The sequence below is a fragment of the Paenibacillus sp. GCM10027630 genome, from assembly GCF_042676305.1.
Taxonomy (GTDB): domain Bacteria; phylum Bacillota; class Bacilli; order Paenibacillales; family NBRC-103111; genus Paenibacillus_S.
On record NZ_JBHTGY010000036.1, the window covers coordinates 432801 to 447543 of the forward strand.

Genomic DNA, 14743 nt, shown 5'->3' on the forward strand with positions numbered 1-14743 from the left:
TCGTGAGTTTTAATTATTGCTGCTCGATTCTCCACTCGTTGGCAAAATCAAGCTCCAAAATAATGTCCTTACCAACTGCATTAACAAGAGATTGCCGATATTGGGAAGGTGTCACCCCAAGCCGTTTTTTTAGCATCTTACTTAAATACGGAAGCGTCCAGCCAACTTTCTCAGCTACCTCCGTAATCGGCAGTGCAGAAAATTCCAAATATTCCATAGCTTTCTCGAGTCGAATTTCCTGCAAAAACTGGATCGGTGGCATTCCCGTTATATCGTTGAATATTTTGACCAAATAGTTCGGATTAAAGCCAAATTGATCAGCTAACAGCTGGGGTGTAATTTTCTGGGCAAAGTTCTCCTTAACATAATGGACAATGGGTTCGTTACCATTAGTTGAAGGATATAGCGAAGCATAAGGACCCGATTGCTCCAAGGCAGATCCAGCTTCATGAAGAAGCGATATTAGAGTGCTTTTAAACCCGGCTTCGATTCGCATAGGATGAACGGAGTCCGGGTTGCGCATCTGCAGCAAGGACATCTTATACCATTGCTTAATTTCAGGTAAAGCAGTGCCTTTGCAAGGGTAATACGAGGATTGCTCAGCGAACGCATTTATCATCCGCTCGTCTGTCAAATGGAATTTAAAATCAAGGGTTACAGCTTGCTTTTCAAACTGAAAGCTATGCGGTATCCCCCTGAGAAATAAGTAGGCCGAGCTTTCTTTGACTGGATGACGCTGCTCTCCGATCCATACTTCTCCGCTGTTGCCGGATAATATTACAAGCAGCTGATCGTAGTCACTATGTTGATGCGCTTCTACACGGCTACCTTCCGGATAATCTATCCTTGCAGTCCATAGCAAGTGCAATCGCGAGTCTCTTAAAGCTTTCATGCTCATCATTGCGCCTTCCGGATTAATGATTCCCTCTTAATTCGTAAGCTGCTTTTTTTCTAAAGCTGGCTCTTGTCGAGCTGTACAATATTTACAGCGAACAGCCTGCTCAGGGATTTCTGATAAACATTCCGGGCATTCCACCATGATCTTTTTCGGCTCAGGCTTGTCCTGCTGCTTTTTGCGCAGCCTGTTCAATTGCTTAACTGCAATGAATATTACAAAGGCCACAATTAAAAAATCAAGTATCGTATTAATAAAAAGGCCGTAATTAAGTGTCGGAGCCGTAGCTTCCTTGGCTTTTGCCAAGCTTTCGTAGTGAACCCCGTTCAAGCTGATAAACAGTTCTTTAAAATCTACTCGGCCAAGCAGCAATCCGATCGGCGGCATAACTATATCATTAACTATAGACGTCACTACCTTGCCAAAAGCGCCTCCGATGATTACACCAATAGCTAATTCTATCATGTTGCCCTTCATTGCAAATTCCTTGAATTCTTTTAATATCTTGGATGGCATACTATACTTCCTTTCCATAAAAATAAGTTTTAATATTCATCTATGATAACCGATTTTTAATCTCAGGTCGATGTAGCTCTCACTAGGCGGTTTCTATAGGTTGAATAGAAAAAACCACTCTGAACCGTTTAACGGTTTTCGGAATGGTTTTACGACTGATATGTCTTATATGGATTTGTTTAATGGGTATAATCTATTTACGGATAAATTGTTCGGTAAGCATTTTGCCGCATGAACCGCCGTCCACAATACCGATGCCAATCTCTGTGAAATCCGCGCTCAAGATTTTAGCTTTGTGGCCAGGAGAGTTCATCAATGCTTGATGTGCCGCTGTTACAGTTTGGTTGCAGGCTATATTCTCTCCCGCTGACGAATAGCTGATTCCGAATTGCCTCATCATATCAGTGGGCGAGCCATAGGTCTCAGATTGATGGGAAAAGTAATTGTTGTCCACCATATCCTTACTTTTCAGCCGCGCTGTATTAGATAATTCCATATTTATAGTTAGTGGGACTAGCCCCGCTTCTTGTCTCGCTTGATTGATCAGATCGACCAATTGCCGTTCTTGAGCTGTCACCCCAGTGGATGAGTCCGGGGCAGGCGCAGGTTCAGGTTCGGGAGTCGGATTAACTTCTCGTTTGGGTGCAGATTCTGGTCCGGGAGTCGGATTAACCTCCGGTTTGGGTGCAGGCGTAGGGGTTGGAGTTTGCTTTTTGGCAATTTTGGCATTGCCGTAAGCCCATAGAATCGACTGAAGCGTCTGATCATCTACTGTCCCTGTAATCGGCAAACCATATGCCTTTTGAAATAGCTTAACGCTGGATTCCGTAACAGCACCATAGTATCCCGTGACGTTTCCCGGAAAATAGCCAAGCGATTTCAGCATCCCTTGGATTGCATACACATCAGGCCCTTTAGCTCCTTTACCAAAAGCAAAGGCCGTAGTATTAACAGACAGGAACAAGAGCAGACAAAGGACCACGGTGAGGCAGGTTTTACTCCTTCTCAGCTTGCCGAACATGGTTCAATACCTCCATGATTGGATTTGCGTTCATTCCAAGCATCCCCAAATATGCCGCCTTCTTATGCAAAAATAAACCAAAAACCTGGTCAGAGCCTACTTAGCTCTGACCAGGTTTTTGGTTTTGCTGCATCACCGCTAATGATTAACGAGCTGCTTTGCGTTTGGATAAAGCAATCAAGAGTGATACAAGTCCTAATAACAACGCTGCTATAGATAAGTACAGCGGTGTTTGCGATTGATTCTGCATCGCTGGAGCAGCGGCAGTTCCTGCTTTTGCTGCATCCCCAGCAGCTGCCGCAGGGGTAGAAGCATTGGTATTGCCATGGCTATCAGCAGTCGCTCCTGAAGGCTTAGGAGTCACTTTAGTGACAGATGCCGGTTTATCAGAGCCGTCCGCCCCTACCCATTCTACAACACTTCCGTCTTTATAGGTTTGGTAGGCTTTCCAACTAATGGCCGTTGCAGCATCTGCTACTTTTCCTTGCATATAGAACTCCCCGAATTCTGTTGACGACAAGCCTTCTCCGGTAGCAGTCCAAATCACACCGGTAATTTTGCCGGAAGCGTCTTTCGTCAGCTCGTATTTCCAGCCTGGCTTCGGCTCAAACCGGGATACGGAAACTGCGTCCAATGGAAATTTTACTTCCACTTTAACTGTCGGAATATCCTTTTCAGAAGGCACTCGAACAGCAAACTTCTCATAAGACCCTTGTACAGCTTCTTTAGGCAATACAGTGACATGTGCGCTGGCAACTCCCGCTCCAATCATAGAGAACAGCAAGCAAAATAAAATGATTCGACTTGTTTTTTTCATAGTAAACATCCCCTCAGGTATCGTGATTTCCTAGTCTTACTCTACTGCATCCAAGATGCAATGAATATGACTCCTTCGGGCTATTTGTACATTTATTTATGACCAAACGGTGTCAAGCCGTGGCGGAAAGCGTATGCGGTCAATTGGACCCGGTTCTCAAGCGACAGCTTGGCTAATATATTTTTAATGTGATTTTTGACCGTATTTTCGGTTATCATCAGTTGTTCCGCGATTTGCCTGTTGCTCTGGCCGCTGGCCACACACATGAGAATTTCTTCTTCGCGAAGAGAAAGCACGCTTGGCTTGGACTCCATCGCTGCATGAGCCTGACCTTTGCCAGATCGGAAAAGATGAAATAATCGATCTGCCATTCCTCTGGATATTTCACTATTATCGTCCAGCAGTCCTTTCAAGTATACGATCCACTCGTCTGGATCCATATTTTTTAACAAATATCCCTGAGCTCCATTCTGTATAGCTGTAAACAAATCGCCCACGTCATCAGAAACCGTCAGAATCACAATTTTGGTCCTTGGACTCAGCTGCTTTATTCGGCGTGTAGCCTCTAGTCCACTCATCCCCGGCATTTGAATATCCATCAGAACTAGATCAGGCAGCAGCTCACGGCATAATTGAACAGATTGTTCACCATTCTCGGCTTCCCCAACAATTTCAAATCCCGCTTCCCCATCAAGCAAAGCTTGAACAGCCCTGCGTGCCAATGGATGATCATCGCTTATTAGTACCCTATAGTTCATTTCCAACTTGCAGCACCTCTTATTTCCGGCCCAGAGATTCGAATAGAGGTTCCCCCTTGGGCCAATGATTCAACTGTCATATTTGCATTTAGCTGAGCGGCATGCTTACGCATAAGAGAAAGACCATAGCGGTTCGCGTCCGCCTGCTCCCCTCTGCCAAGACCAACACCATTGTCGCGAATTTCGAGTCCCCAGCCGTTACTACTCTCTGCCTGAAGCTCAATATAAGCGTGGTCCGCCTGGGAATGCTTACGAATATTAGTGAATGCTTCACGAATCATTGCAAAAATCTGCACCTCCGCCGACAGCGGCACCAGATTGGCTGGAAAATCAATCTTCCGCTCGACAGCGATACCGGTAATTTTACACCATTCATCGAGCCAAGAAGCCAAACGTGTTGTAAGAGATGTTCCTTCCTCAGGCGAGGTACGGAGATTAAATATCGCCTGCCGCAGTTGCTCATCAATCTCTGAAACTGCTGAGCGAGCCTCTTTAAGCTCACCTTTTTTCAACTGGACATTTAGAAAAAATAAGATTTGTGCAATATTATCATGAAGTTCTTGCGCTAGTCTTTCCCGCTCTACATAAACAGCACGGCGGGCTTGTTCAGCTGCCAACTTCTCATTGCTGCGGACTATACTGCGAAACATCCATGTCGCAAACAAATAAGAAAGCAGCAGTGTAATAAGAGTGATGTAGAAATTCCCTGCTTCCATCGAGAGATACTCAAGCAAGTAATCATGACGTATATATTCGAAGCCGCCTATGATGAAGGGTGGGAGAAGAATAGTTAACAGCTTCAGCTTACCAAGTGACATTCACACTCAACTCTTTTCAAGTATTCTATAGGTCAAAATAGTACATCTGCAGATGCCACACCCTCTTGTTCTGCATCCGCATTTGTGGAGTGCTCATCTGATTTCAAGACACAGATTCGTGCAAGCTGCAACACTCCCTCGATTCCCTTGAGCGTCTGCTCAAACAGCTCCACGTTCGAAGGATATGTGTCTAATAATGCTCTCACTCCGAGGCGCTCGACGCATTCCCTGCTAACTATAATATCACGTCCAACACTTAATCCCTGCGTTCGTGATGCCAGATTAACCGTTCGTCCGAAATAATCCAGAATGTGATTGGAATTAACGACAATTGCAGGTCCATGCTGCAGCCCGATTTTGATTACAATAGGCGTTTCAGATGGAAAGTTCTTGTTAAATTCGTCCACATGTGTTTGGATGTCCATCGCTGCCTTCACAGCATTCTCGGGATATTCAAACACGGCCATTACCGCATCGCCAATTGTTTTTACAATGGTCCCTTTATTTCTGTTCACCCATTCCTGCAAAAAGTCAAAATGCTTCCGTACTTGCCCATATGCGTGGGCATCTCCTACATGCTCGTAAAAAGCGGTTGAGCCCAATAGATCGCTGAATAACAGAGTTACGCTCTCGATACTTACCTGCTGCCCCGGAGCAAGCACTTCAGAGGAAAACATGCTGCGAAATTCATGCATCGCCGTAACTTTGGATGCGGTGACCGCATCCTTCCAGCTGCAATTCTCAAGCACTGCAATAATCGCAGAAGAGCTCTTATTAACAAGCTTCAAAGCACTTCCTGGCTTCGGCATTTGAAGTGCAAGAAAAGACCATTGACTTCCATCATAATGGAGCAATGTTTCATCTTCAGTAGTTGAATTCGAACCATCAAATAACGGCTCCTGAAAAGGTGATCCATCCTCAAGCCCTTCTTTGTTCTCTTGTTGAAAATACAGCGTATGATTGGATCGCAGTACACGAAGCCTTAGCTCCTCTTTCACATCCGGATAAAAAATAGTCTTGGATGAACCAGCCGGTATCTCCAATTGAACATGGATATGAGGTGTAATCATCGGCCCACCAATGCAAAATATTTGCTTGTATGCACGACGGATATTGGGATGCACCGAAAAGCAAAGCTCAACATATCGATCAAAAGCAGCTTCATAATTAATGCCGCAAAAATCACAGTGGTACTGGGGCTGAAGCCCCGACATCGTTACAGCTCCCGCCTTCGGTACACGGCAGTTCGGACAAATCAGATGCCAGCTAAGATTTGTTAGCCCTAGCTTGGTTGCATATAAGAACAATCGCAGCACAGCCTCGCGATCGACTCCCCAGCGAGCAGCAAGCTCATAGGGCCGCATATCCACTACTTCATCGTCTCCGCTGGCTTTCAGATGCTCCTTAAAGCATAAGAGCATTCGCGAGTCTTCGAAACCTTGTCCCAACCCACTGAGCAGCAGTTCCAGCTCCGTATTATTTACGACAAAGTTGGATTTCGGCTGCGGCAGCAAATATTCTTTTTCTTGTCCTGCCAGCTTTACACAGCTATGCAAATATTTCATAGTATTGCGCATCGAGCTAATTCCAACGATAGGAATAGCTACAATCCCTGCTGCATTTGCCGGAGTAAACTCAGCAAACAGCTTCACAATCGTTGCTCTTGAACCATCAGATAAAACCGTTTCCGCATCTCGCAGCTCTATACCGCCAAAGAAACGCTTTAGTGGCCCTCCCCGATATTCACGAACCACATCATATCTTTCATTCCTTACCCATTGAAAAGGATGCTCCTGCCACTTCATTGGAACAACCCCTGCCACTTTAGCCGTTAACTCCTGAATAAAATCGGTAGTTTGAAAACGAAACGACTTAGTGCGAATTGGGAAAAGTCCTATGACACGATTCAAATGGTCCGTATTACTCAGCAGCTCCCAAACTCTGTGACGGGACAAAGCAAATTCCTGTTCAAATACGTGTTTTTGTGCAGGCAACGACATGATCCGATCCCCCGACTCGCTTCTCGATTACTTACTCCCATTATACACCGAAAAAGCAACAAACCTCGGGATAAAAATAACATTACTATAAACAACAGCTCCAATTTCTCAACGTCTTTTGCCAATATGGATAACGCAGCTCACTACAAATGGGATAGCAGATTTACTCTTTTCTTACGCTGCTTGCAAAATCAGTCCAGGCATTTTTCACCGTTATGGTTCGATTTACCGTCTCCGTATGTCCATTCGGCCAAACAGCTGTGAATTGAAATGTATACATAGCGTCAGGCAAGTTCTCAAAATCATCCCTCTGCAGTTTCCCTGTCCATAAGGTATGATTAGTAGAACTAAGCTCGGTTCGCAGCTCCATATAGGACATACGCACACTTACTCTCGCTGCGGCTTCATTGGTGTCAGCATCAAGCACAAATGCCTCTCCTGACCAAAACATATCCGAAGGTCGCGGCCGTTCTGCGTCGCCTGTGCTGTGCAGATTGTAAGATTTCCGTTTCTCCTCCCACACCACTGTATGCTTAACAAAGGCTTCCAACAGCAAGTCCCCTATTCTTACTGTTTTTGTCACAGTGTCCGCGGCTCCATATGGATCTGTTGCCGTTAAAGTGACCATATAATCTCCGGGATGAAAGTCCGTGGCTGTCGCTGGAATAATTGCATCCCCTGAAATCTGTGTCGAATCATATTCTGAGCCACTGATATGCCAGCTGAATGTTAAAGGATCTCCATCAGGATCAGTGGAACGATTTAGCAGTATCACTTCGTCTCCTTCAAAAGCAGGCTGAGGCGTCCACACAAAATCCGCTTTCGGTCCACGATTAATCATCATCCAGGTCTGAGGAGACCAGTTGGATTCAGATCCGTATTGGTCCCATACCTTTACGCGAACGCGCAGCTTCTGACCTGCGGGGATATCCGTTGGTACGAGATAACTCCCCGCAGCTGCCGCTGTCCCCTGCCATACTTTACCACTGTCGGCAATCATCATATTGTTGGCTTCATTGGTAACCTGGATTTGGAAGTAATAAAATACAGCTCCTGGATCCGGATCGCTTTGGCTCCATGTTAACGTTGGCCTTACAGTGTTGACGATGGTTGGTGCTGTTTGTGAGCCGTAAGGATAGCTCATGTAAGCTACCGGGGGGCTATTGGTTGCCATCCAGCCAATATTGCTCCAGGGAGACCATGCCTCACCATCGCTAACCCGAACCTGGGACTGATATTTCTGTCCCATTGTTAATGGGACATCCATCGTCCACGCCCAGCTTCCCAATGGTGTATCCATCACCCTATTGGTTACACATTCCACGCAGTTGCCCCACTCATCTTTCGTTGATAAGTCGAAAGTAGAATAAATGGTGCCTGGATCGGGATCAGCTTGATTCCAGTGAATCGTCGGCAGCAAGCTAACTGGGCTTGGCGCTGCGTAAGAACCATTTGGAAACGTAAGCTGTACGGTTGGTGGATTGTTTGGCGCTACCGGGATCGTAACCATGATGGTTTCTTCGTACCAATCAGACCAAGCATTGTATTCATCGGCAACCGCCATAGCTACGGTATAAACGCCAGTTTCCAGCGGCTTAACCAGCTTGGCATCAGCGCGTGTGCCGCTTGGTGTAATGTAATAAAATTTTTTCTTTGTTATCCCGTGTAAAATACCTTGTGCTGTCTCATAACCGCTTTGGCAGCTGCTCACGTTATAGCAGCGGTCTGGATCATAGCTGTAATCGGTCCAAGTGACGAAATTGTAGCCATCCAGCCCTAACGTAAATTTAGCAATGGGTCTGCGGTGAACGATCAGGTATTGCGAGTACCAATCCGAATATTTGGAGTGTTCGGCAAATGTAGGATCGCCCCAAGCCAACAAGTGATCCGGATGCGGATCATCGGGAACACGGTAATCGACCTTATACACGCCCACTTTATCGAAGTTCAGAATTGGACTTGTTACCACTTGTCCATGATGAACAGACAGTCCGGATTTCCCATCCCCAGCATCCAAAAACTTCGTTGTATCAACATGTGCATATTGCCATTGGGTAGATGCAATGAAAGCTGGATCATGTTCGGGATCGGTATATGTTGTCTCATACGTTACATCCGTATCTACAATCGCTACGCCTGGCGTTGGTGTGACTAAATCAGCATCCGTCCATAAATACGTTATGCCTTTAAATTCAGCGTTGTCAGCCACGGAGTAAGGTCCCATCGTTCCCTCACTAAAGGTATTGTCGTACAAATCCAAGACTAACCCGCCATTTTCATAGACCTTAATATGGTTGGTGGTCAGTTTCACTTTGTAGTTCATCCATGTTTCGGATAAAGCTGTACGGTTTACCTTCCCTAGCACGGTTTTACGGCCATTTACGATCTTGACGAGCTGAATATATTTATAATGAGATTCTACGCGGTACATATTCTTAGTGTCCTGAATCCGAAAGCTTACCCCTGCGTGATAATTGGAATAGTTAACGTCATGCATGAGCAAATTCCATGCAATCGTGCCTCCAACGACTCGCTGCGAAGATGGATTGAGTAATTGTCCATACGTTATAAATTCATTGCTGTATGGTGTTTGGTCTTCACTAGGAACGTACTCATTCAAATAAATAGTGTTTTGCTCCACTGGAACGGGATCGGTAAAATCAAGATATTGATTATTGTTCAGAAACAAAATTTTCTTTTGATCCGGCATCACAGGAGTAGTCGTATTTATAATTTGGTTAGCCCCAGCGTCATATAAATTGGTAACCTGATAGGTCGGTGTTACCCAACAATTGCAGGCATTGTCCGTATCGTTATCATAATAGGGTGTTCCTGCTACAGTCGTTGCCTTGACAGCATATCCATTTTGGAAGGTACCTTCCTGCTCTTTTAGAAAGTCCATATAGTCGTAGGGCTTGGTTTGTGTCACGGCACCCGATGCGATGTTTTCATAAAAAGTACCGCTACTACGAGGAAGATATCGTCCATAATCCTCATCCCAATAGTAATTCGTACCACAGCTGAACATAGCATATTTGGCATCAGCCGAAATCCCTAAGAATGCCGTGCAATCCGTTCCCGATATCGCTGTTTTCGCATAGCTCGGCATCCCTGTATTCCCATCCCAGCGAATCAGTGCGCCTCCTGCGTAAGAGTAATAATTTCCTTTCGCATCTGTCGCTTTGTCTAGTATGGAGCTACTCATGATATATAACATGGACTGGGAAATTGTAGAGCTATTAAACAAATTCAAATTACCACCCAATGCTGGGACTGTATCATAGGTTTCCGTTTTGTACGGAGTTACTAAATGATCCGGTTTGAAGGATTTAATCGTTCTTGTTGCCGTATTAATTTCTTTATAGTCTGAATTAAACTTCAATCTGGCGTAACCAACTAAAGTGTTCTCCCCATTGCTAAATGTCGGTGGTGATCCGCTAGTACCTACGTTCGTTGAGTTATTATAATTAGATGATGACCATTTCGTATAGACGCCAGAGGCATTTTTAGCGGTTACCAAATTCCGTAAATCACTCAGCTTGTATCTTTCCCAGCTTTCACTTTGAAAGTAAAACGGATTGGAAACCCAAGATTCAGAACGAACAATAAGTAATTCTCCAATGTCTTGCCTAACCACCAAACTACTATTAAGAAAGCTTGTCGGAATCTTTATTGGATTATGTGTCGGTCCAACTAGATAGTAGTTAGCAGAACCAGGCCCTAAGCCGGGAGTGGTATTTATAAATTCATTATTTCCTATGGACACGATACCGAGGCTGTGATTCTGTCCATAACCATCTATCTTTATTTTCTTCTTGTTTAGTGCAAAGTTTCCGGAACCCAATGGCAATGAGAATTTAAACTGATTCGTTAAACGTCTTGCGCTGATCAGCCTGCCATCTGAGGTCACGCTCCAGCTATTGAAGATCGAGGGCTTATCTAAGCTTGTGTTCGTCCAATTGGCCAGTGCGTTAGCAGGATAGGCAGTCACATTGACGGGCATAGGTTCGGTTGCAATACCTGTAACGGTAAATTCGGTTTCAGGATTATCATTGATGACTTGAACCCTATAGTCCTTGAAAGCACTTTTCCCTCCTGCTCCATCGACTTCAGCTTCTACGGCCTCTACTCGAAAGCAATAATTGCCTACACGATTCGGCTGGAAAGGAAAATATTCATTGTCATTGGAAATATTCGTTTCGAGTGGATTACACATCCCACTATTGTAACGATCATAACCATAAGAAACTGTATACTTGGCAATCGGATCTCCATCAGGACTGTAAGCCAAATTCTTAAACCATTTTTGAACCCTCGTAATCGTAGCCATGTATTCAAAGTCTATGATAGGAGGCGCATCCGGATAAACCGTAATGCTGTGCCTAGCTGGAGTCTCCGATTTCAGACCTGTATTATCATATACATGCAGCTCTACCAGTTCCTCCCCCGGTGTCATATACCTTGTATCCGGTCCAAACCAGTTCGTCCATTCATCAAGGCTATGGTTAATGGAGCGACCAGGAACTTTCGTAAAACTGCTGAGAGCGTCAAGCGGTGGAGACAACTTACGTCCTTCCTTAACTGATGTAGCTCCTTTGATCACCGGGATTGGCTTTTTCCCTTCTACGTATAGGGTCGTACATGAAGGAGTCGATGCCATTTCATCGATATCATAGGCGGTTACACAAACTTCATGGTACCCCTCAACCGTTGCTTTAAAACCCATATAGTTTTTTTTGTTATATGGCGCGGTCCAATTATTGGCGGCTGGCAAACTACTCGTCCATGCAGTCTTTGAAAAGTCCCATAGACGGGTTTCCGTATTTTTGGACTCCTCGGTCACTTTAATATCGACAAACTCATCTTGTGTCACGGATCTCGTTGGTTCATTACTGCCGCTGCGGAACCAATCGATTTTAATGGTCGGCCGCTCTTTGTTTGGATCGGTTATGATCGTAAACGTTTTGGGACCGACTATTTTGGTCTGGCCGCATGTTGTATTGATTGTCATCGAGACACTAACAACGCCAAGTCCAATATTTCCGCCATACACCTTCATGCCGGTATCAAATTCGAAAAGATGAACATCATCTTTGGATGTTAAGGGTCTAGGCGCATAATACCGATTACCAGCCGTTTGCGTATAGACGAATTGATGGGAAGCATAGGAGCAGTTGCCCGTTATTTGAATGTTTTCCGGTATTAATAGGTTCCCTGACCTCCATATTACGGTGGTCTTACTCATGGAAAAATCCCCGGTGATGGTAACGGTTGGATCAACTGGTGGAGTGCTGTCGCATGTGCTTTTTGCCGTGACATCAATAATTTTGGTATTATTGTTTTCATCTTCTTCATTGATATCGTTATTGCTATCTACAAAGACGGTAAATGACTTTGTACCTGCTGAGGAGAATGTATAGTTAAAGGTTCCTGTTGCGGGTTGATTCGTAGCTATTCCCGATGGATAGCTATGGGTGACAACTTCCGTGCTGTCAACCGAAATTTTTACTTTAAAGGACTGATTGGTTGACACGCCTTGGTTGTTGATTTTATATGTATAAGATTTCGATTCCCCAACTTTTATGCAAGCTGCTGGGGGTGTGATGGAATCGACAACGAGATCCGGTTTTGAATCAACCGGAGCATCTTTATAGGTAATTTCTATATGATCGGGATAAGTATAGGTTTTGGCACGAATGTTTACATAAAAGGCTGCATAGTAGACCATTAATTTTGCTCCAGGCAGTCCAAGATTCTTGAATTCGCCCTCATGATCAAAGACTTGCTTGTACCATACCGTATAGTTATCCGAATCATGGGCAACGGTTCGGTTGGAATTTACTACGGTTGTGTAATCGGTTTTACCGCTTGCTATTCCTTCCCCATCTGGACCGCTAATTTTGTCGTTATCATTTATTGTTACATCAAAGGTCATTGAGCTTACATCAACGATGGTTGAAGGTAAATCCGTTGTTCCATCTTTATATGGTGTATCTCTTGAAGCACTCAAAGATAATTGATCATCGGTACATCCAGGATATTTAGGCATTGCTGTTCCGTTCACAAGTTCAGTTTCGGTAGAAAAGCTTGGAACTGGACAACTCCCCCCATTTTCGTACCAACCATTACCGTGTGTTGGATCGTTAACCTTATAGCGGTACCATGCATAATAACCTTGTGCTGATTCATTATTTGCAGATATTACATTTACAGGTGTGCCAGTCAAATTAGCAGTTCCATTCCAAGAGACTTTATTAGATGCTTCAGGAATCGTCCCTTTTTGAACACCGTCTTTAAACAACTTCACCTGATCAATTAATTTCCCTGTACTAGCCGAAATATGAATGGTATCCGTTGTTAAGGTGTTGTGTTTGCTATAAATGGTTTGGTAGCCAGCTAAAGTGCCATCCGAACTAAAGGACAGTGGAATCGATGTCTCTGCTGCTGCTTGAGCAATATTATCGTTCACTAACAGATTAATGGGGAACAGCTCAAACAGCATCAGAAGAATCATGATGAATGCAAATTTTCTCAAGTTAGTAATCCCCTCCCCTTATTCAGTTGGATCGGTAGCAACTCTTACCACATATTTGCGTGAAACATTATTCCCCCCATATACTGGTGCCAGTAATGAGATTTTAATTTCGGAGTCTAGTTTATAACCTGATTTGGGAATAATTACAGCTGGAACATCATCAAGTTGATTAATAAAAATGGAACCTGGTTGATTTAGATCTCCTTTAACAAATGCTTGGCGGTCTGGAGTTTGGATTCCAGATATTGAGAAATTTAAGCTGTCTCCTTTTACATATATCGATTCGTCATAGTTATATACGGTTCGTCCCTGAAAATATAAGACATAGCTGTCCATGTAATCTTTTACCGGATAGCCTTTGGTTCTAGGCACGAGATTGTGCCAACGCAAGGTATCCATATCGGGCAACAAACCAATATTAGGATCATTTGGATCCCCCAAATCAATGGCAACAAGTCCATCCAATTCCCCACGGTAGTTGCCATCGGCCGTTTGCACGAATAAATTATCGGATTTCCAAGTATTTGCTGGAAATTGTTTATTGATATCAAAAAACTGAGGCATCATCGTAAAAATATTCGTCTTATGCCAAACAATTTCAGCTGCAGAAGTCGCATATTTATCCGTTGACAACTTTTCTCCTGCCTTTAACTTCAGCATCCGTTCAATAACCGTAATCGCCTGCGCCCTCGTAGTCGGCTGATCCTCCCCAAGCGTACCTTGATCATCCAGTCCGTTAATAATCCCCTTGCTTGTCGCCAAGTACATCCATTTCAGCGGATCATAATTGGCTTGTCCAGTACCGCGAACGGCAAGACGTGACATTTCACCTCTCGTAATAGCGCCATCAAAATCCGCAAACTCATCCTTCTCGCTCAATCCATTAGCAATTGCTGCATCCAGAAACGGGCCGTACCATGCAGAACTGACTGATAGGGAAGTTGATTTTTTATATCCCATAGCATCTACCGCTAACTTAATAAATTCAGCCCGGGTCACATTCGCGTCTGGCTTGAAGGTACCATCGGGATACCCATCTACATATCCTTTTGAAACGGCTGTTGTTATGCTCTCCTTTGCCCAATGGCTATTAATATCGCTAAAATTTGACGTACCGTAGGCTTGACTTGCAACCAAGAATGACAGAGCCGCGGTAATGGACAAAATGATTTTTTTCATAACAATTTCGCTCCTTATAGGTCAGTGAACCCCAAAATTCATAATAAAAAAAGCACCCCAAACATAGGTTTAAAACCCTCTGAATGGCGGTGCTTCCGTCCTATGAATATGAAATTACCATATACTCATTCCAAAATTTCCCTTTATTAGTCAATAATACCCGAAGACTGTCTGTTTTTGCAATAACGAAATATAGCATCATTC

The 14743-nt window shown here is 44.2% G+C and carries 9 protein-coding genes; all 9 read right to left on the reverse strand.

What is annotated here, in order from left to right; translation table 11 throughout:
• Positions 1-13 precede the first annotated feature (13 nt).
• Positions 14-892 carry an AraC family transcriptional regulator gene (locus ACFQ0C_RS18800; protein WP_379368539.1) on the reverse strand — a complete coding sequence of 293 codons (879 nt, stop codon included), beginning with the start codon at positions 890-892 and terminating at the stop codon, positions 14-16.
• Positions 893-928: 36 nt separating this feature from the next.
• Positions 929-1399, reverse strand: a complete 471-nt coding sequence (mscL, locus tag ACFQ0C_RS18805; RefSeq protein WP_258211694.1) for a large conductance mechanosensitive channel protein MscL — start codon at positions 1397-1399, stop codon at positions 929-931.
• A 205-nt stretch (positions 1400-1604) separates the two neighbouring features.
• The gene (locus tag ACFQ0C_RS18810) at positions 1605-2432 is read right to left on the reverse strand and encodes a peptidoglycan-binding protein (RefSeq protein ID WP_379368540.1); all 828 of its coding nucleotides are present in this window, start codon (positions 2430-2432) and stop codon (positions 1605-1607) included.
• A gap of 145 nt (positions 2433-2577) precedes the next feature.
• Positions 2578-3249 (reverse strand): YcnI family copper-binding membrane protein, encoded by a 672-nt coding sequence (locus ACFQ0C_RS18815; protein ID WP_379368541.1) that lies wholly within the window; start codon positions 3247-3249, stop codon positions 2578-2580.
• 92 nt (positions 3250-3341) lie between these two features.
• Entirely contained in the window at positions 3342-4007 is a 666-nt protein-coding gene (locus ACFQ0C_RS18820) for a response regulator (RefSeq protein ID WP_379368596.1), read from the reverse strand.
• Positions 4004-4825 (reverse strand): sensor histidine kinase, encoded by an 822-nt coding sequence (locus tag ACFQ0C_RS18825; RefSeq protein WP_379368542.1) that lies wholly within the window; start codon positions 4823-4825, stop codon positions 4004-4006. Before ACFQ0C_RS18825 ends, ACFQ0C_RS18820 begins: the two co-directional genes overlap by 4 nt.
• 32 nt (positions 4826-4857) lie before the next feature.
• Positions 4858-6825, reverse strand: coding sequence for an adenylate/guanylate cyclase domain-containing protein (locus tag ACFQ0C_RS18830; RefSeq protein ID WP_379368543.1), 1968 nt, complete (start codon positions 6823-6825; stop codon positions 4858-4860).
• A 163-nt stretch (positions 6826-6988) separates the two neighbouring features.
• Positions 6989-13360, reverse strand: coding sequence for a CARDB domain-containing protein (locus ACFQ0C_RS18835; protein WP_379368544.1), 6372 nt, complete (start codon positions 13358-13360; stop codon positions 6989-6991).
• An 18-nt stretch (positions 13361-13378) separates the two neighbouring features.
• Positions 13379-14539, reverse strand: coding sequence for an S-layer homology domain-containing protein (locus ACFQ0C_RS18840; protein WP_379368545.1), 1161 nt, complete (start codon positions 14537-14539; stop codon positions 13379-13381).
• Positions 14540-14743: the final 204 nt, after the last annotated feature.